Origin of the sequence: Paenibacillus glucanolyticus NBRC 15330 (assembly GCF_004000885.1) — a bacterium.
Lineage (GTDB): Bacteria > Bacillota > Bacilli > Paenibacillales > Paenibacillaceae > Paenibacillus_AQ > Paenibacillus_AQ glucanolyticus.
Genome location: NZ_BIMC01000005.1, coordinates 34,708 through 59,950, shown reverse-complemented (window position 1 = coordinate 59,950; position 25,243 = coordinate 34,708). Strand labels below are relative to the sequence as shown.

Annotated in this window: 28 protein-coding genes and 6 tRNA genes; 28 read left to right on the top strand and 6 right to left on the bottom strand. The window is 49.0% G+C overall.

Annotated features, from left to right (window positions below; genetic code table 11):
* Nucleotides 1-8: 8 nt before the first annotated feature.
* The 8 genes from PGL02S_RS10120 (at nt 9) to PGL02S_RS10085 (ending at nt 8,970) form a co-directional block, all read left to right on the top strand.
* On the top strand, nt 9-569 hold the full coding sequence (locus tag PGL02S_RS10120) for a GNAT family N-acetyltransferase (RefSeq protein WP_036642628.1): 561 nt from the start codon (nt 9-11) through the stop codon (nt 567-569).
* 174 nt (nt 570-743) lie between these two features.
* Complete coding sequence (locus tag PGL02S_RS10115; RefSeq protein ID WP_006212393.1) at nt 744-1,244, top strand: winged helix-turn-helix domain-containing protein; 501 nt, start codon at nt 744-746, stop codon at nt 1,242-1,244.
* A gap of 58 nt (nt 1,245-1,302) precedes the next feature.
* On the top strand, nt 1,303-2,631 hold the full coding sequence (locus tag PGL02S_RS10110) for an MFS transporter (RefSeq protein ID WP_006212392.1): 1,329 nt from the start codon (nt 1,303-1,305) through the stop codon (nt 2,629-2,631).
* Between the two features lie 232 nt (nt 2,632-2,863).
* Nucleotides 2,864-3,976 carry a LolA family protein gene (locus PGL02S_RS10105; protein ID WP_036642606.1) on the top strand — a complete coding sequence of 371 codons (1,113 nt, stop codon included), beginning with the start codon at nt 2,864-2,866 and terminating at the stop codon, nt 3,974-3,976.
* Between the two features lie 270 nt (nt 3,977-4,246).
* Nucleotides 4,247-5,434: an alanine racemase gene (gene alr / locus PGL02S_RS10100; protein ID WP_036642604.1), complete on the top strand. Its 1,188-nt coding sequence runs from the start codon at nt 4,247-4,249 to the stop codon at nt 5,432-5,434.
* Between the two features lie 226 nt (nt 5,435-5,660).
* Nucleotides 5,661-5,942: a CopG family ribbon-helix-helix protein gene (locus PGL02S_RS10095; RefSeq protein ID WP_028406492.1), complete on the top strand. Its 282-nt coding sequence runs from the start codon at nt 5,661-5,663 to the stop codon at nt 5,940-5,942.
* 3 nt (nt 5,943-5,945) lie between these two features.
* A complete protein-coding gene (locus tag PGL02S_RS10090; protein WP_006212388.1) occupies nt 5,946-6,296 on the top strand; it encodes a type II toxin-antitoxin system PemK/MazF family toxin in 351 nt (116 codons plus the stop codon).
* A 481-nt stretch (nt 6,297-6,777) separates the two neighbouring features.
* Entirely contained in the window at nt 6,778-8,970 is a 2,193-nt protein-coding gene (locus tag PGL02S_RS10085; RefSeq protein ID WP_051449282.1) for a Tex family protein, read from the top strand.
* 189 nt (nt 8,971-9,159) lie between these two features.
* Here the strand turns inward: PGL02S_RS10085 and PGL02S_RS10080 are convergent, their stop codons facing one another.
* Nucleotides 9,160-9,600 carry a GNAT family N-acetyltransferase gene (locus PGL02S_RS10080; protein WP_036642598.1) on the bottom strand — a complete coding sequence of 147 codons (441 nt, stop codon included), beginning with the start codon at nt 9,598-9,600 and terminating at the stop codon, nt 9,160-9,162.
* 46 nt (nt 9,601-9,646) lie between these two features.
* Entirely contained in the window at nt 9,647-10,207 is a 561-nt protein-coding gene (locus tag PGL02S_RS10075) for a CGNR zinc finger domain-containing protein (protein WP_036642596.1), read from the bottom strand.
* Between the two features lie 146 nt (nt 10,208-10,353).
* On the opposite strand from PGL02S_RS10075, the gene PGL02S_RS10070 reads away from it, so the two are divergent.
* Nucleotides 10,354-10,824, top strand: a complete 471-nt coding sequence (locus PGL02S_RS10070) for a DinB family protein (protein WP_036642594.1) — start codon at nt 10,354-10,356, stop codon at nt 10,822-10,824.
* A gap of 107 nt (nt 10,825-10,931) precedes the next feature.
* Here PGL02S_RS10070 and cmpA read toward each other — a convergent pair whose 3' ends face one another.
* Nucleotides 10,932-11,063, bottom strand: a complete 132-nt coding sequence (cmpA, locus tag PGL02S_RS10065; protein WP_006212382.1) for a cortex morphogenetic protein CmpA — start codon at nt 11,061-11,063, stop codon at nt 10,932-10,934.
* Between the two features lie 83 nt (nt 11,064-11,146).
* The gene (locus tag PGL02S_RS10060; protein WP_006212381.1) at nt 11,147-11,494 is read right to left on the bottom strand and encodes a hypothetical protein; all 348 of its coding nucleotides are present in this window, start codon (nt 11,492-11,494) and stop codon (nt 11,147-11,149) included.
* Nucleotides 11,495-11,609: 115 nt separating this feature from the next.
* On the opposite strand from PGL02S_RS10060, the gene PGL02S_RS10055 reads away from it, so the two are divergent.
* The 13 genes from PGL02S_RS10055 to PGL02S_RS09995 all read left to right on the top strand — a co-directional run bounded on the left by PGL02S_RS10055 (nt 11,610) and on the right by PGL02S_RS09995 (nt 21,292).
* Entirely contained in the window at nt 11,610-12,095 is a 486-nt protein-coding gene (locus PGL02S_RS10055; RefSeq protein WP_173937159.1) for a SprT family protein, read from the top strand.
* A 26-nt stretch (nt 12,096-12,121) separates the two neighbouring features.
* Nucleotides 12,122-12,197: transfer RNA gene (locus tag PGL02S_RS10050), tRNA-Asn, on the top strand.
* Nucleotides 12,198-12,200: 3 nt separating this feature from the next.
* Nucleotides 12,201-12,289, top strand: a tRNA-Ser gene (locus tag PGL02S_RS10045).
* Nucleotides 12,290-12,654: 365 nt separating this feature from the next.
* Nucleotides 12,655-13,350 (top strand): Type 1 glutamine amidotransferase-like domain-containing protein, encoded by a 696-nt coding sequence (locus tag PGL02S_RS10040; RefSeq protein ID WP_036642590.1) that lies wholly within the window; start codon nt 12,655-12,657, stop codon nt 13,348-13,350.
* Nucleotides 13,351-13,465: 115 nt separating this feature from the next.
* Nucleotides 13,466-13,540 (top strand) — tRNA-Glu (locus PGL02S_RS10035).
* Between the two features lie 149 nt (nt 13,541-13,689).
* Nucleotides 13,690-13,765, top strand: a tRNA-Lys gene (locus tag PGL02S_RS10030).
* A 39-nt stretch (nt 13,766-13,804) separates the two neighbouring features.
* Nucleotides 13,805-13,887, top strand: a tRNA-Leu gene (locus tag PGL02S_RS10025).
* 190 nt (nt 13,888-14,077) lie between these two features.
* Nucleotides 14,078-14,548 carry a KGG domain-containing protein gene (locus tag PGL02S_RS10020; RefSeq protein ID WP_006212378.1) on the top strand — a complete coding sequence of 157 codons (471 nt, stop codon included), beginning with the start codon at nt 14,078-14,080 and terminating at the stop codon, nt 14,546-14,548.
* Nucleotides 14,549-14,832: 284 nt separating this feature from the next.
* Nucleotides 14,833-16,488, top strand: a complete 1,656-nt coding sequence (locus PGL02S_RS10015) for an AraC family transcriptional regulator (RefSeq protein WP_244892303.1) — start codon at nt 14,833-14,835, stop codon at nt 16,486-16,488.
* A gap of 117 nt (nt 16,489-16,605) precedes the next feature.
* Nucleotides 16,606-17,625: an ABC transporter substrate-binding protein gene (locus PGL02S_RS10010; RefSeq protein ID WP_036642586.1), complete on the top strand. Its 1,020-nt coding sequence runs from the start codon at nt 16,606-16,608 to the stop codon at nt 17,623-17,625.
* A gap of 38 nt (nt 17,626-17,663) precedes the next feature.
* Complete coding sequence (locus tag PGL02S_RS10005) at nt 17,664-18,671, top strand: FecCD family ABC transporter permease (RefSeq protein WP_036642584.1); 1,008 nt, start codon at nt 17,664-17,666, stop codon at nt 18,669-18,671.
* A complete protein-coding gene (locus PGL02S_RS10000; RefSeq protein WP_006212374.1) occupies nt 18,664-19,683 on the top strand; it encodes a FecCD family ABC transporter permease in 1,020 nt (339 codons plus the stop codon). Before PGL02S_RS10005 ends, PGL02S_RS10000 begins: the two co-directional genes overlap by 8 nt.
* A 22-nt stretch (nt 19,684-19,705) precedes the next feature.
* Nucleotides 19,706-21,292 carry an alpha/beta hydrolase gene (locus PGL02S_RS09995; protein ID WP_036642582.1) on the top strand — a complete coding sequence of 529 codons (1,587 nt, stop codon included), beginning with the start codon at nt 19,706-19,708 and terminating at the stop codon, nt 21,290-21,292.
* Between the two features lie 94 nt (nt 21,293-21,386).
* Here PGL02S_RS09995 and PGL02S_RS09990 read toward each other — a convergent pair whose 3' ends face one another.
* Nucleotides 21,387-22,031, bottom strand: a complete 645-nt coding sequence (locus tag PGL02S_RS09990; protein WP_006212372.1) for a hypothetical protein — start codon at nt 22,029-22,031, stop codon at nt 21,387-21,389.
* 177 nt (nt 22,032-22,208) lie between these two features.
* On the opposite strand from PGL02S_RS09990, the gene PGL02S_RS09985 reads away from it, so the two are divergent.
* From PGL02S_RS09985 to PGL02S_RS09960, 6 genes are all read left to right on the top strand, one after another.
* Complete coding sequence (locus tag PGL02S_RS09985) at nt 22,209-22,571, top strand: helix-turn-helix domain-containing protein (RefSeq protein WP_006212371.1); 363 nt, start codon at nt 22,209-22,211, stop codon at nt 22,569-22,571.
* Between the two features lie 102 nt (nt 22,572-22,673).
* Nucleotides 22,674-22,756 (top strand) — tRNA-Leu (locus PGL02S_RS09980).
* Between the two features lie 184 nt (nt 22,757-22,940).
* Nucleotides 22,941-23,360 (top strand): organic hydroperoxide resistance protein, encoded by a 420-nt coding sequence (locus tag PGL02S_RS09975; RefSeq protein ID WP_006212370.1) that lies wholly within the window; start codon nt 22,941-22,943, stop codon nt 23,358-23,360.
* A 145-nt stretch (nt 23,361-23,505) separates the two neighbouring features.
* Nucleotides 23,506-23,748 carry a zinc ribbon domain-containing protein gene (locus tag PGL02S_RS09970; protein ID WP_006212369.1) on the top strand — a complete coding sequence of 81 codons (243 nt, stop codon included), beginning with the start codon at nt 23,506-23,508 and terminating at the stop codon, nt 23,746-23,748.
* An 88-nt stretch (nt 23,749-23,836) separates the two neighbouring features.
* The gene (locus tag PGL02S_RS09965; RefSeq protein WP_006212368.1) at nt 23,837-24,112 is read left to right on the top strand and encodes a hypothetical protein; all 276 of its coding nucleotides are present in this window, start codon (nt 23,837-23,839) and stop codon (nt 24,110-24,112) included.
* A 199-nt stretch (nt 24,113-24,311) separates the two neighbouring features.
* Nucleotides 24,312-24,737, top strand: a complete 426-nt coding sequence (locus tag PGL02S_RS09960) for a thiol-disulfide oxidoreductase DCC family protein (protein ID WP_006212367.1) — start codon at nt 24,312-24,314, stop codon at nt 24,735-24,737.
* A gap of 14 nt (nt 24,738-24,751) precedes the next feature.
* On the opposite strand, the gene PGL02S_RS09955 is transcribed toward PGL02S_RS09960, so the two are convergent.
* Entirely contained in the window at nt 24,752-25,228 is a 477-nt protein-coding gene (locus PGL02S_RS09955; RefSeq protein ID WP_036642580.1) for a FixH family protein, read from the bottom strand.
* Nucleotides 25,229-25,243: the final 15 nt, after the last annotated feature.

Here is a 25,243-nt window from a genome sequence, read left to right as displayed (position 1 = left end):
TAACTGACATGACAATCAGATCAGCAAGACAACAAGATGCTCCTGCAGCGGTAAGGCTATTGTATGATGCGCTGCACGATGTAGCGCACCAATTGACAGGGGAAGAAAGCGAAGAGAAGGCGATTGAAGTGCTGGAGCAATATTTTCGTGCGGATGAAGGCAGGCTCAGTCACCGGCAGGCTGCCGTAAAAGAGGTAGACGGCGAAGTAGCGGGCATTATCGTGGCATACGGGGGCGATATGGTGGCGGAACTGGATCGTCCGATCCTGGAGCGTTTGCGGAAGCTGAAGAATGACAAGGCCATCGCCCTGGATAAAGAATCCGATGAGGATGAGTATTATATCGATACCTTATCCGTTTCCCCGCAGTTTGGCGGAAAGGGAATAGGTTCGGCACTTATCAGCCATGCGGAGAAAAAGGCGAAGGAACTTCAGTATGATAAAATCGCGCTCGCTGTTGTGACGGACAATCATCGCGCTCATTCTTTATATGAAAGAAGAGGGTACAGCACGGATAAGGAAATTATGATTAACGGGCACGTTTATTACCACATGGTTAAACCTCTTTAGAAAAAATACACAAAAAAATAAACCGCCTATTTACAAATGGTAATAGGTGGTTTATTATTGTGACATACCGATCTAGAAAATTAGAATGATAAATTAAAGTGGAATGAACGGAAATAACAAATCAAATTATAGAATTGGAATGAACAATTCAGTTAGAATGGAGTGCTGGCAAACATGGATCAAGATCATAATCAGAGCATTGAGATTTCGGTGGAACAAGCCAAGCTGCTCGGCAGTGCACAACGGGTGAAGATTCTCGGAACCATGCTGGATACGGCCAAAACCGCCAAGCAAGTAGCGGACGAATTGGGAGAATCGCCAGGGAGCATTCACTATCATATTCAGAAGTTATACGACGGCGGATTAATAGATTTGGTGGAGACCCGGACTGTCGGCGGCATTGTAGAGAAATATTATAAATCCAAAGCCAAGTGGTTTAACACCAAGGGAACGCAAATGATGGACCCGGTCCTTGCCGACGATTATGCGGCGGCGACCCGAACCAGGATAAGCCTGAGGCTGCAGCTGAACGGCGATCAATATCAAGAGATGACTACGGAATTCAAGGAACTGCTCGAGAAATGGGTGAACAAAACCATCGCGACGAAATCAAGCGACAGTCAGGAATTTGCAATCGGAATCAATGTGATTTCAACGGAGCTCGAAGATAAATAGAGGCCAACACGGCCTCTACCAGGCTTAACTATTAAACTTCGAAATGGAGAGAAGCTGAATGGAAATTTTCAAGAACCGAAATTTTGTGCTGCTGTTTATCGGCCGGATTTTAACGAATATTGGTGACAGTTTATATGCGGTTGCAGCGATGTGGCTGGTCTATGACCTCGGCGGTTCAACCTTGTATACCGGAATTGCCGGCTTCCTGTCCATCCTGCCACGAATCATTCAGATTCTGTCCGGTCCGATGATTGATCGTGTTCCCTTACGTGGACTGCTGGTAAACACCCAGCTGGTTCAGGCCTTAATGTTATTGATCATACCGCTTGCGTTCTATTTTGACTTCTTGACGGTTGGTCTGGTCCTGACCATCACCCCGATTTTATCGACACTGAATATGTGGGTCTATCCGGCGCAAATGACGGCGCTGCCCCGTATTCTTGAGAAAAGACAGCTGACACAGGGCAATTCGTTGTTCTCGATTGCAAATCAGGGCATCGATGTTGCATGTAACGCCATCTCCGGCGTACTGATTGTGGTTTTAGGTGCAGTTTCACTCTACTTATGGAATTCGGCCGGATTTTTCATCGGTGCGCTGTTGTTCGCGCAATTGAAGATCAAGAAATCCACCAAAACTTCTGATAACAACGATAATAATATATCAGAGGCGAGTTCATCAAAATCTAAAAGTATTCGGAACACGATGGGAAGTTATTGGAGTGACATGAAGGAAGGGCTTCGCTACATGCTGGCAACGCCTCTTGCACGGATCCAAATCGGGATTATCGTCATTAATGCAGCAGGCGGGGCAACATTTACGGTCATGCCAGCATTTGCTGACAGTCTTGGTGGGGCCAGCATCTATGGAATGCTGCTTATGGCTTCGGCTTGCGGAAGCCTCCTGGGTGCCATATTGACGCCTTATATGAAGCTTGAGCGCTTACCGCTCGGCTATCTGTTTGCCGGTGCATTCTGTTTGTCCGGAGCTGCCTGGGGATTAAGCGTATTTACCCCATGGACCTGGCTTGTCGTTTTGGTGTACGGCTTGGCCTGGTTTCCTGGAGGCGTTACGAACGTCATCATTATTTCGGTCATCCAGAAGGCAATTCCCGAGAAGAGACTGGGAACCGTATTGGCGGCAGCCAGCGGAATCAGCGGGATTGCGATGCCGCTGGGAAGTTTGATCGGAGGAACCCTGGGTGTTGTGTTTGCTGGTTCATCTGTGATCGCCGGGTGTGGGGCTGCTGTCCTCGCTGTAGGTATATTCTGGATTTTTGATCCGATGACACGAGGCCTTCCATCTCCAGACCATGTGGATGAGGAATGGTTCGCGCCCTATACGAATGCTGTCCCTGATGAGTCTGTTGCTCTTCACTCAGCTCCTTAAGAGGGGATGCTCTGGATGACTTATGAGAGCAATCAAGATGTTTTAAGAAAATATGCCCTTATGGAATCAACGATCCGCTGAATCCGCCAGGGCTTTTTTTCTTGTCCCAGACAATGAGCCCCTTGCGAGGCCTGCCGTAACGGTGCTTGTCAGGCTAGTCTGCATAATGTGACCAAGTCCCTCATAGACATGTATCAATCAAGTCAAAACAAGTGTTGAAGGGGATGATGACATGCGCCGGATTTCATGGGTGCTGCTCGCGGTAGTATTATGCTTAACAACAATACTGGCGGGATGCGGGAAGAAAAATGCGGACAGCGTTGTGAAGGATCTGGGCAAGGTGGCTGATAAGCTGGAAAGTGCCAAGGGTGCTTACCAGGGAGCGGGCGTTATGACCATACATACCGGTTCGGCGCCGCAGGAGTACCAGGTGGAGGTATGGTATCAGTCACCATCTTACTACCGGATCAGTTTAACGAATGGGCAAAAGGATATTACGCAAATCGTGCTTCGTAATGATGACGGTGTGTTCGTCCTGACGCCAAGCCTGAACAAGAGCTTCCGCTTCAAGAGCGACTGGCCGGATAATCAGGGACAGGTATATCTGTATCAGACGCTGCTGGGCAGCATTCTGAGCGACAATACCCGTCAGTTTGCCGAGGATAAGGATAGCTACGTGTTCGATGTGGCGGCGAACTACCACAGCCATTCCCTGATTCGTCAGAAGATATGGCTCGCCAAGGACAATTACACTCCGAAACAGGTACAAGTATCGGATTCGGAAGCTAATGTCGTGGTTGAGGTTAAATTCAATACCTTTACATTTGACACCAATCTGACGAAGGAATCGTTTGATACCAACAAGAATCTGAGCGCAATGAGTGATGCGAAGGGAACGCTTGCGGAAGTGGACGAGAATGGAGTGCCGGTGGCTTCCGGAGCAGATGGCAATGGGGCCCAGGGAACAGATGGTTTGACGCCAACGGCCTCCGGCGGCGACATGGGATCGTTCGGCATTATTTATCCGGAGTATCTTCCTGCCGGGGTTACCAATAAGGACACCATGGAGGTTGCAGAGAGCAAGGATCATGCGGTCATCCTGAAGTATGACGGCGTGTACCAATACACGATTATGGAATCCAGACCGGTGGATCGTGCGGTTTCCCTCGTACCGGGCGAAGCGATTTACATCGACTTCACAACGGTAGGGCTGCTCACTGGCGATCAGCAAAGAACGCTGACCTGGAATACAGAAGGAGTCGAATACCGAATCACCAGCGCAAATCTTCCTGTGAGTGAAATGGTGAAAGTCGCTGCTTCCATGCAGGGAGAATCGGGTAAATAATACAAAGTAGGCGGATACCAAGCATTGAAGGAGGGCAAAATTCCGACAATGGGGCCATTCGCCTATTTTCCAAATAAAGGAAATCCGTCAGGGGTTCTGCCTGCATTTCTTGCAGATATTCCGATGTTTCACCAAGTTTCGTCACTACAAGGGTACCGCGAGCTTCAGAAATAAGCAGTTTGGCTCAATTGACAGTTGCTCGCGGGAACATTACCATTAATCTAATGTAAACCTAATGCTTTTTTCAAAATGGTAAGAAGGTGACTGGAATTGCAAGCGATATATCGACCTACCCTGGCGGAAATCAACCTGGACCATCTGCGCGCTAACTATAACGTTTTTCGTGAGGCGCTGCCCAAGCACATGGAGTTGCTTGCATGTGTGAAGGCTAACGCGTATGGTCACGGAGCTGTAGAAGTGGCACGCGAACTTCAGCAACTGGGAGCGGCTTACTTAAGCGTAGCTTTCCTTGATGAGGCGCTCGAGCTTCGGCAAGGAGGCATCTCTATTCCGATCCTGGTGCTCGGTTATACACCACCGGAGGCGGTAGAGACCGCTTATGAGTATGATGTAACCATAACCCTGTTCAGTTCGGAAGTGCTCAAAGCGATAAAGGCACTGCCGGTCAAGCCGGAGAAGCCACTTAAGGTACACATCAAGATTGACAGCGGAATGGGTCGTTTGGGCCTGCTTCCTGGTGAAGATGCTCTTACTTTTATAGAAGAAGCATGTTCACTGCCGCAGGTTGTTGTCGAAGGAATGTTTACCCATTTTGCAAGAGCGGATGAACACAACAAAGACTATACATTGGAACAGTACCGCCGTTTTCAGGGCGTAGCGGACGCTCTTCGGGATAAGGGCTACCATATCCCGATCATACATACGGGTAACAGCGCTGCTGCCATCGATACACCCGAATTATCTTATAATATGGTTCGTATTGGCATTAGCCTGTATGGATTGTATCCTTCGGATGAGGTGAATCGGAAGGCAGTGAGCCTCCGCCCTGTCATGACGTTAAAGACCAAGCTTGTCTACGTCAAAAATCTGCCTCCGCATTCCGGTATCAGTTACGGGTCGAAATATGTAACAGAGCAGGAAGAGAGAATTGGAACCCTTCCTATCGGTTACGCCGACGGTTTCTCACGTATGCTGAGCGGTAAAGCGGAAGTGCTGATACGCGGCCGCCGCGCCCCTGTAATCGGAAATATCTGTATGGACCAATGTATGGTATCGCTCAAACCTTTCGCCGAGGAGGCGGAACAAATTAAAGCTGGTGAAGAGGTTGTACTCATCGGCCAGCAATCTGGCGAATGCATCACGGCAGATGAGCTGGCAGCCAAGCTGGGAACGATCCACTACGAGGTCGTCTGCATGATTGCCCACCGGGTACCACGTCAGTATATACGCGACGATATACCCGTTAAGACGTTAAATGCACTCTGGAATCACCTTTAAAGGCCTTTTGTGCCCCAAGTAATTTATTCAGGAAAGAAGGAATACGTACAGACACCCTCGAAATAGGAATATGTCGCTAAAGTCTGTACGAAAGTGTCGATTGTAGTTTATAATGATATGCAGCATACTTGATATACCTTCGGCATATATATTCTTTTGTATAAATTTCCTTGAATAATGTAATACTGGTGCACAGGGCGAGAAGGTTGTGGGGGTGTGATAGAAGGTGGCCAATATGCAGAACACCAAACGAATCATGATCAGTTTGCCGGATCATCTTTTGCAGGAAGTGGACGGGATCGCTCAGCTGGAAAATTCCAACCGCAGTGAGCTTATTAGGCAGGCCATGAAGTTGTACCTGAATGAACGGAAGAAACGTTACATTCGTGAATCCATGCAGCGAGGTTATATGGAAATGGCCAAAATTAACCTGACCATGGCTTCTGAGGCGTTTCACGCGGAGGAAGATGCAGACAACACTCTAGACCGCTTAGTAAGCGGGGTGTAGACAGTGATCGTTAAACGGGGCGACGTATTTTTTGCGGATTTATCACCCGTTGTCGGTTCGGAGCAGGGCGGCGTAAGGCCGGTTCTTGTGATCCAGAACGATATCGGCAACCGGTTTAGTCCGACTGTGATTGTTGCAGCCATTACGGCACAGATTCAAAAAGCCAAGCTGCCGACTCACGTCGAAATCGACGCGGCGTCGCATGGATTTGATCGGGATTCCGTCATTTTGCTAGAGCAGATCCGGACGATTGATAAGCAGCGGCTAACTGACAAAATCACCCATCTTGATGATGAAATGATGAGCAAGGTGGATGATTCCCTGCAAATAAGTCTGGGCTTGATTGATTTTTAATTCAATCCAAGCGTTGCATGTTCCACATAGAACGATGGCCATAAAAACCCTCAAGGACGAACTCCTTGAGGGTTTTTACGTAGATGGCCGCACTGCCATCTGCCTGCGATGCGCATGAGAAGCTGGGAGCACGCTTCTTATTGAAGATTCGTATTTAGGTGTTAGTTGGGATGAGAATGTAGGCCGTGGTGACCGCGACTGCAATAAACAGGAGGCAGGCAACGGACCAGGCAATGGCTTGTTTGTCATTCATCTAAGGTGACCCCCTGATCATCATGAAGGTGTGGATATCCGGCAGCAGCATTTTCTTACTATTAAGAATATAAAGCGAATCTTAAAATGAGATGAAATCGACATTAAAAACAGCTTAAACCCTTATGATGTAAGCTATGAGGTGGAAATGAGCGCTTAAGTTTGGGATAATAGGTAATATAGTTTCATTGAAGAAAGAGGGATATCATTGTCTGAATTAGAAGCTGTTATGGAAGTAAATGAAGAACAGATTCGCAAGGAAGAATTAAAACGGATCGTCAAGCAAATGGCGAAAGAGCTTCAATTGTCCGAGAAACAGGTGCGTACGACCGTTGAGCTTCTGGATGAGGGCAATACCATACCGTTTATTGCACGTTATCGTAAGGAAATGACAGGCGAGCTGGATGAGAATCAATTACGTGACATTGAAGAGCGGACAAACTATTTGCGCAATTTGGAAGTCCGTAAGCGGGAAGTCATTCGCATCATAGAGGAGCAGGGCAAGCTGACGGAAGAGCTGAGGAAGTCGATCACGGCTGCTGTCAAGCTTCAGGAAGTAGAAGATTTATATCGTCCGTATAAGCAGAAGCGCAAGACACGGGCAAGCGTCGCGAAGGAAAAGGGGCTCGAGCCGCTGTCCGAGTGGATTTGGTCGCAGCCGAAGCAAGCCGATGTGATGCTTGAGGCCGTCAAGTATGTTGATGAAGAGAAGGGTGTGGCTTCGGCCGAAGAGGCAGTGCAAGGCGCGATGGATATTTTGGCTGAAAATATAGCCGACGATGCAACCGTTCGTTCCTGGGTGCGCAGATTCAGTATGGACCATGGCATATTGACTTCAGAGGCGAAGGATACCGAGGCGGAATCCGTGTATGAGAACTATTACAACTACCGGGAACTGGCGAAGAAAATGCCGCCACACCGGATTTTGGCCATTAACCGCGGGGAGCGCGAGAACATTCTGAAGGTGGGGCTTGAGGTTCCTTCCGAATCCATTCATGGGTACATCGGCAAACAGGTGCTTAAGGGCCCGTCATCCGTATCGGATATTCTTACCGCGGTGATCGAGGATTCGTACAAGCGACTCATCGCACCATCCATTGAACGGGAGGTTCGGGGCGAGCTTACGGAAAAAGGGGAGAATCAGGCGATCTCTATTTTTGCAGGGAACCTGCGCAGCTTGCTGCTGCAGCCACCGGTGAAGGGACGCTGTGTATTGGGTGTCGATCCGGCCTATCGCACCGGCTGCAAGCTTGCTGTGGTTGATGACACGGGCAAGCTGCTTGAAGTAGCGGTAACGTACCCGACGCCGCCAGCGAACAAGAGGCAGGAGGCTGCTGCGAAATTCAAACAGCTGATTGCGAAATACGGGATCAAGCTCATTGTCATTGGCAACGGGACGGCGTCCCGTGAGACGGAGCAATTTGTAGCAGAAGAGGTTATTGCGGAAATCGCTGACCCTGAGCTTGCTTACCTCATCGTTAATGAAGCCGGAGCAAGTGTGTACTCTGCCTCCAAGCTGGCACAGGAAGAATTCCCGGATCTGGATGTAGCCGAGCGCAGCGCGGCTTCAATTGCGCGCAGGGTACAAGATCCGCTTGCCGAGCTGGTGAAGATCGATCCGAAATCGATCGGCGTGGGTCAATATCAGCATGATGTAACCCAGAAGCATCTGGAGGAAAGCCTGAAAGCTGTCGTGGAGTCTGCGGTTAACCATGTCGGAGTTGACGTGAATACCGCATCGCCATCCCTGCTTTCGTACGTGGCAGGGATCAACGCAACCATTGCCAAGAATATCGTGAAATACCGGGAAGAGAACGGGAAGTTTGTAAGCCGCAAGCAGCTGCAAAAGGTTCCGCGGCTAGGCGCCAAGACGTTTGAGCAGTGCGTGGGCTTTATGCGGATTTCGGAAGGGGAGAACGTTCTGGACCGTACGCCGATTCACCCGGAATCATATGCGGTCGTTGACCGTTTGTTCCAGGAGCTTCAGGTAGGGCTGGACAAGCTCGGAAGCAAGGAGCTGGCTGAGCTGCTGGATGCGCAGCAGCCGGAGAACCTCGCGGTGAAGCTGGAGGTTGGCGTGCCAACGCTGCGTGATATTCTGGACAGCTTGCAGCGTCCGGGACGCGATCCGCGTGAGGAACTGCCGCTGCCAATCTTCCGTCAGGACGTGCTGAAGATCGAAGATCTTCTGCCGGGAATGGAGCTTCAGGGAACGGTGCGCAATGTTATCGACTTTGGTGCTTTTGTTGATATCGGCATCAAGAGCGACGGTCTGGTGCATATTTCCCAGCTGAGTGATGGATTTGTGAAACATCCGATGGATGTTGTCTCCGTCGGAGATAACGTTACGGTATGGGTGCTGAACGTGGATTTGAAGAAAGGCCGTGTCGGTTTGACGATGCGTAAGCCAAAGGACCAGTAACAGGATCCCATATTAGTTCAACACCTGGCCGACAGCAATCCAAGCAATCCCCGGATCGAACGAACCTTACGCAATGGCGTATAGAATGATGAAAGAGCCGTATCTCCCATCGGGAGTTACGGCTCTTATTCGTTCTACTGCTTGTGAAGCTCAGACAGCGGCATACCGCTGCTTTTTATTACCCAGAGCTTACCCATGGGTCAGCTTTAGAAGCAGGACGTTTTTATCGTATGTTTTGAGGCACCAGTGATATTTTTCTAGAATCCGGGGATTGGCATTGGAGGCAGAGGCATCGAATGCATGAAAGCCGAACTTTTCATAGAAATGCTGCAGCTCTTCGAACGGAATGCAATACACCGTCTTCAGATTCTGTCTTTTCGATTCTTCTACCAGGAACGATACGAGCTCGTGTGCAAGGGATTGTCCTCGAAATGCATCCAGTATATAAATGCCGCCCATCTCAGCCTCATGCGCATTCAACATAACCAGTCTGCCAACACCGGCATAGTGGCCTTGAGACATAACGATAGCAATGATTTCATTCTTGAGTTTGCTTGGCATAAATCTGATTTGTTCATACTGCCGGTTAACCCAAGCTAATTCTGCTTCAGTAACCCTCTTTATACTCATGATTTTTACCTCCAACCCATTAAAATATAAGCGCCCTAACCCTAGCCTAGTTCTCGATATCGGCTTGCTGCTTTTTCTTCGCCCGAAACCGTCTCACTTTCATGAGGTTGCCACAGGCCTTGTCATCACAGTATCGCTTGGAGCGGTTGCGCGTATCGTCGTAATACACCCACAGACAATCCGGGTTGGTGCAGATGCGGAATCGAGCCAGCTCGCCTTGTTCCAAGGTTTGCGCAAAAGAACCCGCTATCTCCGCGGATAACGACTGCAAATCCGGATTTACAGGGGTGTAGGTCAGCACGAATTTCTGGTCCCCCTGCATCCCAAGCTGGCGCACGACTGGCCCTGCGGCCATCCAGCGGTTCAATTCCTCCAATTGCTGGCGGGAAGGGGGTTCTCCCTCAACGATGTGCTGCACGCATTTTCGGAGGAAGGAGCGAAGCTGTTTTAACAGATCCAGTTCATCCGTTTTTAATGGCAGGGTCATTTGAAGATGATATTCGTCTATAAAATCGGTGAGCCAATCCTCACGATAAAGCCTGTCCTCTGACCGGCCGCTGCCTCTCCAGTCATGCCATTCACTGTTCAGAAAATCATCCCACAACATGAAACTCATCCTTTCTCATTCCATTATTGTAACAAGTAAAAATTTATGTTGCTAGTTACTTGTAATGGAGGCCGAAGTATGTTAGTTTTTGTGTAACGATCTATTTTATTTAAGGTAGTTACATATTAAAATGGAGGCGATCGAATATGAACATGCGAGAACTGTTGTTACTTTACTGGGATAACGCTATGGAGCAGGAGGACTGGTATCCGCCGATTCTTCCTGCGCTGAAGGATGTGACGGCTGAGCAGGCTCTTTGGAAACCAGAGGGGGAGGGCGCGAATTCCATTTGGGAGAACGTGCAGCATTTGCTGTATTATAAGCAGCGGCTGCTCGCAAGATTGGAAGGGACACCCCTTAGTAACGAAGGAATCGGCAATGACGAGACCTTTCTCATACACGATTCAAGCCAGCAGGCGTGGGAAACAGCTCAGGAGCAGCTGAAGGAAGTTCATACTGCGCTAAGACAGAAAATAGAGCAGATGCCGGAAGAAGAGATCACCGAATCTCCACAGCGGATAGCCAGCTTAATTACGCATGATGCATACCATACGGGACAAATTATTTTTCTGCGGAAGCTGCAAGGCTCCTGGCCGGCTAAGCGCAGCTTTCTGTAAGTTGCAGTAGATCGTGCTCCCCTTCAGCTATCATGATAAAATACACACAAAAATAAGCCGGACAGCAGTCCGGCTTATTGTCATACTTATGGATCGGTTGCAGCGCCCTATCGGGCATTCGAATTCTCTTCGCCCGGTGAATTCCGGTAAAAGTACCAGCACTCGTTCAGCAGCTTGATCTGACGTCTGTCCTTTTTACGGAAAGCACGTATCAATTGATTGCAGAGCCATTGCGGCAAGGGTATCTCCTCCTCTTGCTAATTCCATCTGTATGGATAGCATATGGGGAAAAAGCCCAAAGCGTGCAGGTCTACCTCGATTATTACGCCTCTTCCTCGTACCACTGCTCAAGCTGGGCTTGAAGAGCCCGAATCTCGGTTAGCAGCGAGATGAGTGGATACTCTGTTTCGTTAAGGGAAGCAAAAGCCTGCTCAAGCTCATTTATGTAGTCCAGACCACCTTGAATGCTCAGCGATTCCTGCAGCAGATCAAGATTGTCGCATTCAGCTACAGCAAGAGGCAGCTGAGGTTTGCCTGGAGCGGTGAGTTTATCGATTTCCTTGTTAAGGCGTAAATTCAGAGCACTGAGCTGGTAAGCGTGGTCACCAGGCATTTCGACGAACTGCAGCCCCTCGTGTCCCTTTAATATAACGTAACGCATGTTCGGCATGATTGCAGGTTCTCCCTCCATACTTTCTACTTGACAGTGTAGCCCAGAGAGAAGTTAAAATTCAAGTAGCATTTATAAGGTAAAGGAAGGATCAGATATTGTTATGATGAACGAGATGAGCAATGAAGAACTGCAGGCTTGGGTTGAGAAAATTTCGCTGGAGAGCTTCCGGGTTCCGTTCAGGCATCAGGCGACCTTTAACCCGCGTTTGTCCTCAACGGGCGGCCGGTATTTTATGAAGAGCCATCATATCGAGATCAATCCGCATCAGCTTGCTACGCACGGCAGGGAAGAGGTCGAGAAGATTATTAAGCATGAGCTGTGCCATTACCATTTGCATATTGCAGGGAGGGGGTATCAGCATCGGGATGCCGATTTCAAAAAATTGCTGCAAGCCGTTGGAGGAAGCCGATTCTGCAAATCTTTGCCGAAGGGCAGGGCAACGGGCCGCCAGCCGGAACCTTACCGCTATATGCTGCGCTGCAGCGCCTGCGGGACCGAGTATTTGCGGAAACGGAAGATGAACCCGGCCCGGTACAGGTGCGGAAAGTGCAGCGGACGTCTTATGCTTCTATCGCTTGACTCCCCTAAGAAGTCATGATAAATTATTAGTATTCTATTTAATGTTCCCTGATAGCTCAGTTGGTAGAGCACTCGACTGTTAATCGAGTTGTCACAGGTTCGAGTCCTGTTCGGGGAGCCATATGGAGAGATACCCAAGTGGCTATAAGGGGACCCTCTGCTAAGGGGTTAGACTGCGTAAGTGGTGCGAGGGTTCGAATCCCTCTCTCTCCGTTTAGCGTTATATCGAAGAAAGCTCCCATCACAAAGTGATTGGGGGCTTTTTTTTGCAAAGGGATGAGAACCCTGGATAGGGTTCGTCGGAGCATAAGCAGCGTTAGGCATACGTCGCAGTCTCGACCGAAGGGAGAGTATTCCTCTCTCTCCGTTTAGCGTTACATCGAAGAAAGCTCCTGACTCGCGAAGGCGGTCGGGAGCATTTTTTCTGTCCCAGGAATGAGACCCTAACAAGGGTTCGCCGGAGCATAGGGGGTGTCAGGAATACGTCGCAGTCTCGACCGGAGGGAGAGTATCCCTCCTCTCCGGAACGGAGTATATTTTCAATATGGAATGATGTAAATCGAAAATGGGGGGATCTAATGAGACAAATTATTGCCATGGGCGGGGGCGGCTTCTCCATGGAACCGGACAACCTGCTGCTTGACAGTTACGTACTGGCACAGGTAGCTAACGAGAGGCCAAAAGTATGTTTCGTTCCGACTGCTAGCAGGGATGCGGACAACTATGTTGAGCGTTTCTATCGTGCCTTTCGTACTCTGGCGTGCATCCCCAGCCATTTGTCGCTGTTCCAGCCAAACTTTGCCGATCTCAGGTCATTTGTGCTGGAGCAGGATATTATATATGTCGGCGGGGGCAATACACGCAACATGCTGGTCCTATGGAAGGAATGGGGTCTGGATCAGATTCTTCAGGAAGCTTATGAGCAGGGTGTTTTATTAACGGGGTTAAGCGCTGGCTCCATATGCTGGTTTGAAGAAGGGATTACAGATCCGCTGAATGCACCCTTGTACAAGCTTGAGGGGTTGGGTATCCTGAGGGGAAGCCATTGCCCTCACTATGACGGCGAGAGTAAGAGAAGGCCGTCGTACCATAATCTTGTACTTCATGGTGAGGCGCAATCCGGATATGCTGCCGATGATGGGGCTGCTTTGCATTTTATAGATGAACAGCTGCATAAGATCGTAAGCTCGAGAGTGGACGCTCATGCATACCATGTGCAGCGTGTGGGAAATACCGTCACAGAAACGCAGCTAGCGGCTGGTTTCTTGGGCTGATTATGGGCCGAAAAAACACTGAAAATAAATATTAAAATTTACGAAAAAAAAGCTTGCCAGCATTTTTAAATTTATGCTATACTCAATCTTGTCGTCACGGCGACGTGGTTAAAGTGGCCCGTTGGTCAAGGGGTTAAGACACCTCCCTTTCACGGAGGTAACAGGGGTTCGAATCCCCTACGGGTCACCACTTTCTTATATAACCTCAGGGATGAGAACTCCGTCGATTCGTCGGAGCAAGATCTTCATTAGGACAAGCATCGCAGTCTCGAACGAAGAGAGGTTATTCCCTACAGGTCACCATTTTTCTTATATGGCAGCTGCAAAGATTGTCATCGAGAGCCATTAGCTCAGTTGGTAGAGCACCTGACTTTTAATCAGGGTGTCGAAGGTTCGAGCCCTTCATGGCTCACCATTTTTATTTTAGTAACGAATGGATGTACCCTTATATTATGCGGTAGTGGTGGAATGGCAGACACGCTATCTTGAGGGGGTAGTGGGTGTATACCCGTGGAGGTTCGAGTCCTCTCTACCGCATACAGATGTTGATAAAAAGTCCCGCACTTTGTGCGGGGCTTTTTTTCGTGTATATCAATACTTTGTGCAGGATGACCTTGATGCAAACTTGCGCATTTATGCAAAATTTATGTTTCATCGCCGTTCACAAGGTTAATATGATACCGTGGACGAGCAACAACTTCCAATAACCTATAAGGAGTGATTCAGAATGGCTAAGAACAACAACAATGGAAAGATGAGCCGTGAAGAAGCAGGACGTTTAGGTGGAGAAGCTACTGCGAACAACCATAACAAAGAATTTTATCAAGAGATTGGACGAAAGGGCGGGGAGGCAACCTCTCGTGCTCATGATAGAGATTTCTACCAGGAAATCGGCAGGAAAGGTGGAGAATCTACGTCTAATTCGCATAATCAGGAGTTTTATCAGGAGATCGGCCAGAAGGGCGGAGAAGCTACTTCGGATACCCATGGCAAGGACTTCTATGAGGATATCGGACGCAAAGGCGGAGAGTCAACCTCAAGCTCACATGGACGCGAGTTCTATCAAGAAATCGGCCAGATGGGTGGAGAGTCGAGAAATCAGAACCATACCGAAGATGCCAAGATGAGCCGCGAAGAGGCAGGCCGTAAGGGCGGCGAGGCCCGGGCTCGCAACCGGCAGCGCCTTCGGCGGAATTAACCCTGAATATGCGGGCCTAGGAAGAGGCTCCTCATGGAGGGGAAGGAAAATATCGCATTCTAAAGACCCACCTGTATGTACCTTCATTAGATATATCCCATTTGAAGAAGCAGTCATGACTCCCTGTGGAGGCAAGGCTGCTTTTTTATGTTGGGTCTATACTTGTGACAATTCTGAAAAGAGGATGCTCCCACTGGACATTTGACACGGTGTGTGATAATTATATGATAATGATAACCATTCTCATTAATTAAGGTTGGGATCTAGTATATATGTTAAATCTGATGAGCAATAGCAGTGATAAGAATGATCCGAAAGAATACGGCGGGCTGATGGCCCGTTTATGGAATATCGATATCGTTCATGGACACAGCTTGTCCCTTGACCAACAGCTGACCGTACAGTCGGCCCTGATCGTCCCCCTTAGCGGGGAGGCCTCTTTGCAGCAGGCAGAACAAATCACCCGAATGAATAAGGGGTGTGTTTATTTTTGTGCGGCGGGATCCACGTTTGGTATTACGAGCGACGATCATCGAAGTGTGGAGGAACAAGAGTTGACGGCGGTTGCGATCCTTCATTTTGGTTTTTATGAAGGCGAGTTGGGCTGTGGTCGATTGCATGAGGTGGACGAGGCAGCTTTCACGCCCTATGACGGCATATTCGTTGTCAGCTCCCCTGACCGCTTGAATCTTGTCTGCCGCACGCTGCACAAGGAATTTCACAGCAAGGACCCCCTAAAACAGTGGAGGGTACAGATTGATTTTCAAGAGCTGTTATATACAATGGTCGCTGGATGCGGTCCATACGCCAAGAACGACAAGAGACAAGCGCTGGAGCGGGTGAAGGAGTATATTGAAGAACATTATAATGAAGATTTAACGATCGACGAACTAGCCGGTCTGTCCGAGCTGAGTCCTAAATATTTTGTAGAGGTGTATAAGAAGACGTATGGTCATAGCGCGATGGACTATTTGGCAAATGTACGCTTGAACAAGGCGAAGCAGCTGATGCTGGGTTCGGATTCTTTGCTGCGGGAAGTTGCGCATATGGTGGGATACAAGGATGAGTTTTATTTTAGCCGCAAGTTTAAGAAGGCATTTGGAATCTCTCCCTCGGTATATATGAAGACAAGGAAAAACAAAATGGCCCTGTATGGTTCAACTACCCTACTGGGCTATGTTATGCCGCTGGATTTCACGCCGTATGCAGCTCCGCTTCATCCCAAGTGGTCGCAACACTATTATAATGTTCTCGGTCCGGATATTCCGGTGCATCTCGATGCGTACCGTCAGAATCATAATAAATATGCGAATCTGGAGAAGCTTGCTTCGGCGCGTCCGGAGCTTATTGTTTGTGCACACGGAATAGAAGAATGGGAGAAGGACCAGCTTCGGCTGATCGCCCCTCTCTACGAGATGCCGGGAGAGCATGAGGGATGGCAGAGCAATCTGCTTGGGTTGGCGGAAGTGCTGGACAAGCTGCAGGAGGCGGAGCAGTGGATTGAAGGGTTTCATCGGAAAATATCGTCCTACCGCGAGAAGCTCCCCCCTGGCAGGATGGGACAGCGGACCCTTTTGACCGCACGCCTGCATCAGGATGAGCTGATGAGTTACAGTCATCCGGGCATGAAGGAATTATTATATGATGATTTTAATTTCCAGCCGGCGCTGTCTTTGGATTTCGAGAACGGCAGGGGGCTGACGATGGAGCAGATCAAAGAGAGCTGCGCAGGGCGTATTCTGCTTCTGATTCGTCAGGATTCCGAGACACTGGCCCATTGGAGAAGATTGCAGGCTACGCCGGAATGGATGACGCTCCCAGCAGTGAGAGAGGGATCATTCCATCAATTATCCTCTTATCCTTGGCGCGAGTACTCGCCCATCGCGATGGAGCATATGGCTGAGGAGGCCTTCCGGTTGTTTTCCGGAAAATGTCCATGATGAATCCGGTTATTTGTCCATGGTGAAAAAAGGGCAAATCCTATACCATAATCAATAATGATAATCATTATCAATTATTAAGTGATCATTGATCATGGAAGGGGTAAATGGAGAGAGATGAAGAGAATGAAATGGGTCTTAGGGCTGTTGATGGTATTCACTTTGGTGTTATCCGCTTGTGGAGGGGGCAACGAAGTTAAGGATACGGACGCAGCAAGCACGAACGGTGCGGCAGAAACGAGCAAACCCGCGGAGGAGAGCACTTCGAATGAAGAAGCGAAAACCGCTGAGTCAGATACAAAGGTTGTGAAATACCTCGATCAGGAATACACACTTCCGGCAAAAACGGATCGTATTGTCATCACCGGTGCGGTTGAAGCGATGGAGGACGCCATTGTACTGGATGTAAATCCGGTTGGAGCCATCACCTTCTCAGGCAAATTCCCGCCGATGTTTGAGTCGATTACGAAGGAAGCCACGTCGGTCGGTGAGAAAATGGAGCCGAATTTTGAATCGATTCTGTCTCTGAAGCCTGATGTCATTTTGGGATCGTCCAAAGCCAAACCTGAAGTCATTGAACAATTGAACAAAATTGCGCCTACGATTCCATACTCCCATGTGTCAACCAACTGGGAAAGCAACTTGAAACTGCTTGGCGAGTTAAGCGGTAAGCAGGAGCAGGCTGAGCAGGAAATAGCCAAATATAAAGAAGATTTGGAAGAAGTCAAAACTACCCTTGGAGATAGCCTGAAGGACAAGAAGGTTCTGGCGATTCGTATTCGTGCAGGCGAGATGTACATATACCCTGCCGGCGTATTCTTTAACCCGGTGTTGTATGAGGATTTGGGGATTGCAGTCCCAGCAGAAGTAGCGGCAGCCAAGGCACAGGAATTGATCTCAAAAGAGAAAATTGCGGAGATGAATCCGGATTATGTATTCGTACAGTTCTCACCAGATGAGAACAAGGATACGCCCAATGCACTGGAAGAGCTGCAGAATGATCCAATCATGAAGAACTTGAACGCATTCAAGAACGGCACCGCATTTGTCAATGTGGTCGATCCGCTTGCTCAAGGAGGAACAGCATACAGCAAAATTATGTTCCTGAAAGCTGCAGTCGAGAATCTGACTAAGTAAATAAAAGTTCCAGTATAAACGTATAAGGCGTGTTGTTCATGGGGTTCAAAAAATCACTGCCGGCTGTCATCCTTGTGATGGCCCCGGCAGTCTGTTTATTACTCATAGCGGCCTCCATCCTGTATGGGGCCAAGAATATTACGATGGATACCGTCTGGGATTCCATCTTTGCTTTTGACTCGGAGAGTGTTGATCATCAGATTATTATGAGCTCCCGAATGCCAAGGGTAGTAGGCGCGATGCTCATCGGTGCCTTCCTCGCGGTTTCAGGAGCTTTAATGCAGGGCATGACGCGGAACTATCTGGCTTCACCATCCATTATGGGGGTGTCTGACGGTTCTGTGTTTGCCGTCACGCTGTTTATGGTATTTATCCCGAATGCCAGCTCCAATATGTACATCGTCAGTTCATTGATTGGTTCGGCCATCGGGGCTGCCGTTGTGTTCGGATTGGCGTGGCTCATACCAAATGGGCTCAGTCCGGTTCGGCTGGCTATACTCGGTACCGTGATCGGTACGTTTCTTAGCGGGACTGCAGAGGCGATAGCCGCCTATTTTCAAATCTCGCAAAATATCAGCTTCTGGTACAATGCCCGGCTGCATGCAATGGACCCTGAGCTGATCAAGCTGAGCATTCCTTTTGCTATCGTTGGTCTATGCCTTGCCATCGTATTGTCCAAATCGATCACACTCCTGTCGCTTGGAGATGAGACGGCCAAGGGGCTTGGTGTGAATACATGGCTGATCAAAGCCCTCGCGATGCTGGCGGTTGTTATTCTGACAGGCGTGTCGGTGGCGCTGGCGGGCAAGGTTGCCTTTGTGGGCTTGATTATCCCTCATATAGCCCGGTTCCTGTCAGGTTCCGATTATCGATGGATTGTACCCGTCTCGGGAGTATTAGGCGGCATGTTTCTTGCGTTATGTGATATTCTTGCGCGCTTTGTGAATTTCCCGTTTGAAACGCCGGTCGGTGTCATTACATCATTAATCGGGGTTCCTTTCTTCCTGTATCTGATCAAGACGAGGGGAGGGGCGCAGCGTGCGTAACACATATTATCGATTCCCGCTTGTGGTTGCTGGAGGAATTGCTATTGTCTTGACGGCGATATACTTCAGTTTGACGAACGGAACCTTTGACATGTCGATTAAGGAAGTATTCCAGACGCTGCTCCGGTTGAATCCCAATTCGGACTTCGATCTCGTTGTGTTTGAATTCCGTCTTCCGCGCATTGTACTTGGTGCACTCGTAGGATTTGCGCTGGGCATGGCCGGGGCCGTTATTCAGGGCGTAACGCGTAATGGACTTGCAGACCCGGGCATTCTCGGCATCAATGCCGGCGCAGGCATGGCGGTTGTTCTGTTCATGTTCTTACTGCAGGGCCAGATCACGATGTCAGGCTGGCTTGGGGTTATGATGATGCCCATGTTTGGCGTTGCAGGCGGGTTAGCAGCGACAACGGCCATATTTATGTTTGCCAGAGAAGGCGGGAAGCTGGACCCGCAGCGGCTTATCCTGGTGGGTATTGCGATTGCTTCCGGTTTTGGGGCCATAACGATGTTCTTCTCTCTCAAAATGAACCCGTCGGATTACGAGATGGCCGTAGCTTGGCTTGCCGGCAGCCTTCACAGTGCCAATTGGAAGTTCGTGGTCACTATGCTGCCTTGGCTCATTATTTTGCCGCCTGTTATATGGTTCCGCTCACAGGTGCTCGACTTGTTCCAGCTTAGTGAAGAAAGCGTGAAGAGTGTAGGGGTATCTGTCGAACGTGAGAAAAATATTTTGCTGCTGTGCAGCATCGGCTTGATCAGCGCGAGTGTTGCCGTGTCCGGCAGCATTGGATTTGTCGGTCTGATCGCTCCGCATCTGGCCAGACAGCTGGTGGGACTGCGGCACAGGCATATTATACCTGTCAGCGGCATAGCCGGGATGGCGATTGTTGTCATCGGCGATTTCATCGGCCGAACGATATTTGCTCCGGCCGAACTGGCTGCAGGGATTGTGGTGTCCGTGATCGGAGTGCCTTATTTCATCTATCTATTGATTCGCATGAGAAAATAAAAGAAGCTTTCGGGAGGATTACATGAATCGTTATCAGCAGCTGGTGGTTGAGAACAGGGAACTCAAACTGTATTTGCCCCCTTCTTATCAGGATTCGGAACGCTTTTATCCTGTTGCCTATGTGCAGGATCATGGAGATTTGTTCATGGACTGCTTGAATTATGTGGAGCATTTGTTTTCAACCGGGCAATTGGATGAGGTTATCCTGGTCGGAATATCACCTGTAAACCGCAATGATGAGTATACGCCATGGCCGGCAGATTCTCTGCTGGAGGGGAACCCGCCCTTCGGGGGGCAGGGCAGAGCCTACGTAGACGAAGTGGCTGACGTCATTAAAGTCCACGTTGACGGACAATACCGGACACTCCCTGAGCCTGAACATACGGCGATTATCGGCGGCTCCTTTGGCGGGCTGATCTCGATGTTTGCGGGATATTGGCGTCCCGAGAGTTTTGGAAGAATCGGGATGCTGTCGGCTTCGCTGTGGTATGAAGGGGTTATGGATTTCATCAGGCAGCAGGGGAGCCTGCCAGCCAGCCTGAGGGTATTTATGTCTGTGGGACGTCAAGAGGGTGTATATAAGAAAAATGCACAGAAGAATATGTTCCCTAATAACCTTGAGGCCCATCGGTTTTGGGGTGAAAATGGGATGAGCAAGCAGCGACTGCAGCTGAAGGTAGATCCGGATGGAACCCATGACGCCATCTTTATGGCCAGAAGATTTCCCGATGCACTGCAATGGTTGTTCATGAAGGAGGCCCAAGGGGAGGAGCCGAAGGCGAAGCAAGCTCAGGGTGAGAGCCCAAGTACTCACCATAACAACAGTTTGTTTCACATACCCGGGACGGTGACCTGGTCTATGCAGTCCGACCTTACGGGCCGTGAATACCGTATCTTCATTGCCGAGCCGATGGGGCCTCCGCCCGAGGGCGGGTATCCTGTGTTGTATTCACTGGATGCCAATGCTACCTTCGGATCGCTTGCAGAGGCGATTCGCATTCAGTCTCGTACGCCCCGCGGCATCCCTGCGGCTCTTATTGTGGGCATCGGCTTTGACAGCGACAGTCCTATCGTGAGTAATGAGCGTTTCTATAACTTTACGGAATATGCCGATACCGATGAGCTGCCGGTCCGTCCCAATGGATTTCAATGGCCGGAGACAGGCGGTGTCGAGGCATTCCATGCGTTCATCGAGGATCAGCTGAAGCCAGCAGTAGAACGGCAGTATCCGGTAAACCTTGCGAAGCAGGCGTTATTTGGGCACTCGCTGGGGGGTTATTTTACCTTGCATACACTGTTTACCAGGCCGCAGGCCTTTCAGCGGTACATAGCGGCATGTCCCTCCGTATGGTGGAAGAACTACATGCTGTACAAGCAATGGGAAGAAGGGAAAGCGCGTATACTGCAAACTGGACAGCGCAAAGAGCTGCACATATATGTCGGAGCTCAGGAGAAACCGTCCATGGTTCAAGACGCCAGAGAGCTGTATGCGTTTCTCAAGGGGCAAGAAGACGTGCTGGAGACCGCTCTTACCGAAATTGAGGGGGAAGGGCATGTATCGGTGCTGCCGGCTCTCATAAGCCCTCTACTTCGTTTTGTGAACGCGTAATATACGAAAGATCGCCGAATGATGAATAAGCAGCTTCCCCTTCCGTATTATTCGGATGACGAAGCTGCTTATTTGTGCTGTATTATGTATTCATCTAATCAGGTATCTGGGGATCATCCAGGATGGAGGAATATTTGGGGTATAATCTGCGGATGCAATCGGGACAAATATCATGTGTGAATTCAATCGGGAGACGACTCTCCAAATAGCTCTCGACCGGCTCCCATTCTTCGGCATGGCGCACGTATTTGCATACAGCACAGATCGGAATGTGTCCCGGCAAGGGATAGCTGTGGGCCAGTGCTTGCTCCAGCAGCAGCTCCTTGTGCTTAAACTTCGTAATGTCAGTGAAGGAGAGCATGGCTCCATGGATAAGGTTGTCATCACTCATAAGCAGCGGCATGACCTCGCATAGCACCCAGATATCTTGACCGTTCCCATTCACTGCATATTCAAAGGAATATTCAGGCAGCTTTCCTGCTATAACATCCTTGATGGCAGGGAAGTCCACCACATCAAAAAAATGATCGAATGAGGCCTGTCCCAACTGCTGGGAAGTGATATCAAAAAAGGATGTCCCCTGCCACTTGAACTCAGGGGAAACACCGTATTGTTCGGCCATGGCAATGAGTGGATCGTTCATTTTGTCGATGATGCCGTCGGGGGTAATGATCATCAGTCCCTTGTTCAAGGAGTGAACCGCATTGTTCCAAGATGTGATTATGGTATCGTAGGGCAAAATTACTCGCTCCTCGTACTAAATAGACTCATGAGTAAAAGATACAACGATCTATGAGTACTATGGTATAATTTAGGCAATATATATTGATTATACACTTAATTAAGTCATTGTGCAAGAAAAAATTACGTACATAAGATATTTTCTTTTTAGAGAGAATAGGAAGGCGGTTGTTTAATGCAGTCTATTTACCAACGAATCGAACATCTCATAGAAAGCCGGGGTATGACCAAGAAGGCGTTTTGCGAAACCCTCGGGATCAGCACAGGAAATTTTGGTGACTGGAAGAGGGGGAAAACAACGCCGAGCACAAATAAATTGATTGAGATCGCTGCATTCTTCTCCGTGAGTCTGGATTGGTTGATTATTGGCAAGGGCAGTCCCAATACTCGGGTCAGGGAATCCCGGGGAGAATATGAAGTGGACCCGGAAGCGGCTGATCTTGCCATGTCGGGACTTGCAGAGAATGAGAAGGAGTTCATCCGCGAATATATCGAATTTTCTGCTTACCGCAAGGATAAGAGAAATGACAAGACATAGCTATGCAGGTGCCGAATTTGGAGCTCAATAATTAACTCTTTACTTTTGTATTGCAGAACAGTATAATAGGGAATGTTCGCTACAGAACTTCCCTTATACTATGCGGTAGTGGTGGAATGGCAGACACGCTATCTTGAGGGGGTAGTGGGTGTATACCCGTGGAGGTTCGAGTCCTCTCTACCGCATACTTTAGAAAAAGCTGTGATTGAAGTGGAATCATCCATTTGAATCACAGCTTTTTTGGTGTTTTTTTATGATTGGTAAATATGGTGTTTCCTGAGAACGGCCCTATTTGTCGTTTCAATCTGTGCCATAAGTTTAAAGAGTACATGTAGAGATCATAATAGGGCATGAAGGAGATGAACGAGTATGAAACCATTATACACAGCAGATGTAAAAGTCATTGGAGGACGTGAAGGCTCCGTTGAATCCACGGATGGAGTTCTTCATCACAAATTAAGCATGCCGAAGGAACTGGGTGGACCCGGCGGGGATGGAACCAACCCGGAGCAGCTGTTTGCGGCTGGATACGGGGCTTGTTACGAAAGCGCCTTGGCTAATATAGCCCGTAAAGAAGGCGTGCAGCTTAAGGATGTTGTGATCCACTCCCAGGTGATGATCGGAAAAGACGAAGGTGCCGACGGCTTCAAGCTTGCGGTGAAGCTGAAGATTGAAATGCCGGGTATCGAACGAAGCCAAGCCGAGGACCTCGCCAAAAAAGCGCATGCGTTCTGCCCCTATTCCAAGGCAACCCGAGGCAACATCGACGTGGAGTTAAGCGTAAGCTAACCATAAGAACAAGAACAAGAAATGGGGATGACTCTCTTATATGAGGGTCATCTTTTTTTGTCAGCTCAGCTTGCATATATGAAACTTTTTACATGAAACTCCGTATTTCTCCTTATGATTGAGTATTGAGAAAGGGGCACCTGGGATGCGTATTGAACAAATGATCGAGGAACGGTTTGTGTGCAGTAAATGCGGAGGCAATCACTGCCAGACGAAGGAGGTCTCCATGTCGGGAGCAGGACTAAGCAAGATGTTTGATATTCAGCACAACCATTTCCTGTTTGTTTCCTGCACAAACTGCGGATATGTGGAAGTGTTCAACCCGGATATATTGGAAGGGAAAAAGCGAGGCCAGCTTGGCTCGATCCTGGATGTGTTCTTCGGTTGACATCACCTCTAAAATTCTTTAATATGACTAAGTACCAGAAAGTACAAACCAGTCATAAGGAATTTAAATAAAATAAACGGGTGATGACATGCCATACAGACCGCATATTGCAAGTGTGACCACAGCTGGAAGCAATGACAAAGAAGGGCTATACGAATTCATTATCCACACGGCTGACGGAACGGATATTCGCGTATTCTACAACCGCTTCCCGGAATGGAAACTGACTGCGCTCAGCCGACTTGGGAAAGTACCTTGCCCGGTTTGTCGTAAAGATTTCATATGCAAATGCATGGAGAAATTCTCGAACGAATTCGACCAGCAGATGAAAGACGGCGAGTGGCTGAGTAAAGCTGCTGAGTAGTAAAACCAAAAATAGCGTACTTGATCAAGCGTAGGAGAGGGCTCCTGCGTTTTTTCTTTAAGGAAGAAAGTATAAACTATTCGATTAGCGGCTTGCTAATCTTAACTTGCAAGAATGAGTTTTGCTGTATGCAATCTGTTGTCTGAGAAAGTACGTCGAGAGACGTGTTTTTTTATATAATACGAGGGGGCTGCGAACTATGGAGGATCAACGCATCGTAAATAATGAGGACTATGCCGTTGTGCTGATCGATGGCGTGTGCCATTTGTGCCAAGGGTTGACCCAATTCATTATTCGGAGAGATCCTGCGGGGGCGTTCCGCTTTGCTTCGCTGCAATCGGAGATTGGACAGGAGCTGCTGCGCCAAGGGGGATTTGATGGAGAGTCAACCGAAACGATGATATTGATTGAAAATGGGAAGTATTATACAAGGTCGACAGGTGCTCTTCGCATTGCACGGCGTCTTCGCTTTCCATGGTCGCTGTCGTATGCGCTCATCCTGATTCCGCCTGTCTTACGGAACCTGGTGTACCGCTGGGTAGCAAAGAACCGTTACCGCTGGTTTGGACGCTCCAACGAATGCATGGTTCCGACGCCGGAGATTCGGCGCCGGTTTTTATCCTAGATGAAGTCTTATTTTTAATGCTGATGTTCAGCTGTGCCTTCTTGAAATGTCGGGGTTTCCGCTTGGAGATAGGCAAGCTCTGCCTCGGACAATGCTCCGACCGCGAACGGTTTTTGGGGAATGATGATGGAGCCGTTATTGCCGCAATGAAGTTTAAAGAAATAAAGCCCCTCTTTATCGAAGGTTTTGGTTACTGTATACACACCTTCTCCTACCTCTACCGCATCCGTCATAGGGTCACGCAGGGAGCCGTCATGGCTCCACAGCTCGTAATGGACAAAGTCCGCACCCGGCACTCTTTGGCCGCCCTGGGTAAGGATGATCTCGATGGTCTCCGGTTGACTCACGGATAGTGTGTCGGGGATATTAACCTCGGCGATCAGCGGAATTTCCTTTTCGAACCGATTGGCTGCGTCAGGATTGGCCGAACAAGCACTCAGCAATAGGACCGACAGCAGAATGGACATTATAAAACGGCTTTTTACGATCATGAAACCGCCACCCCT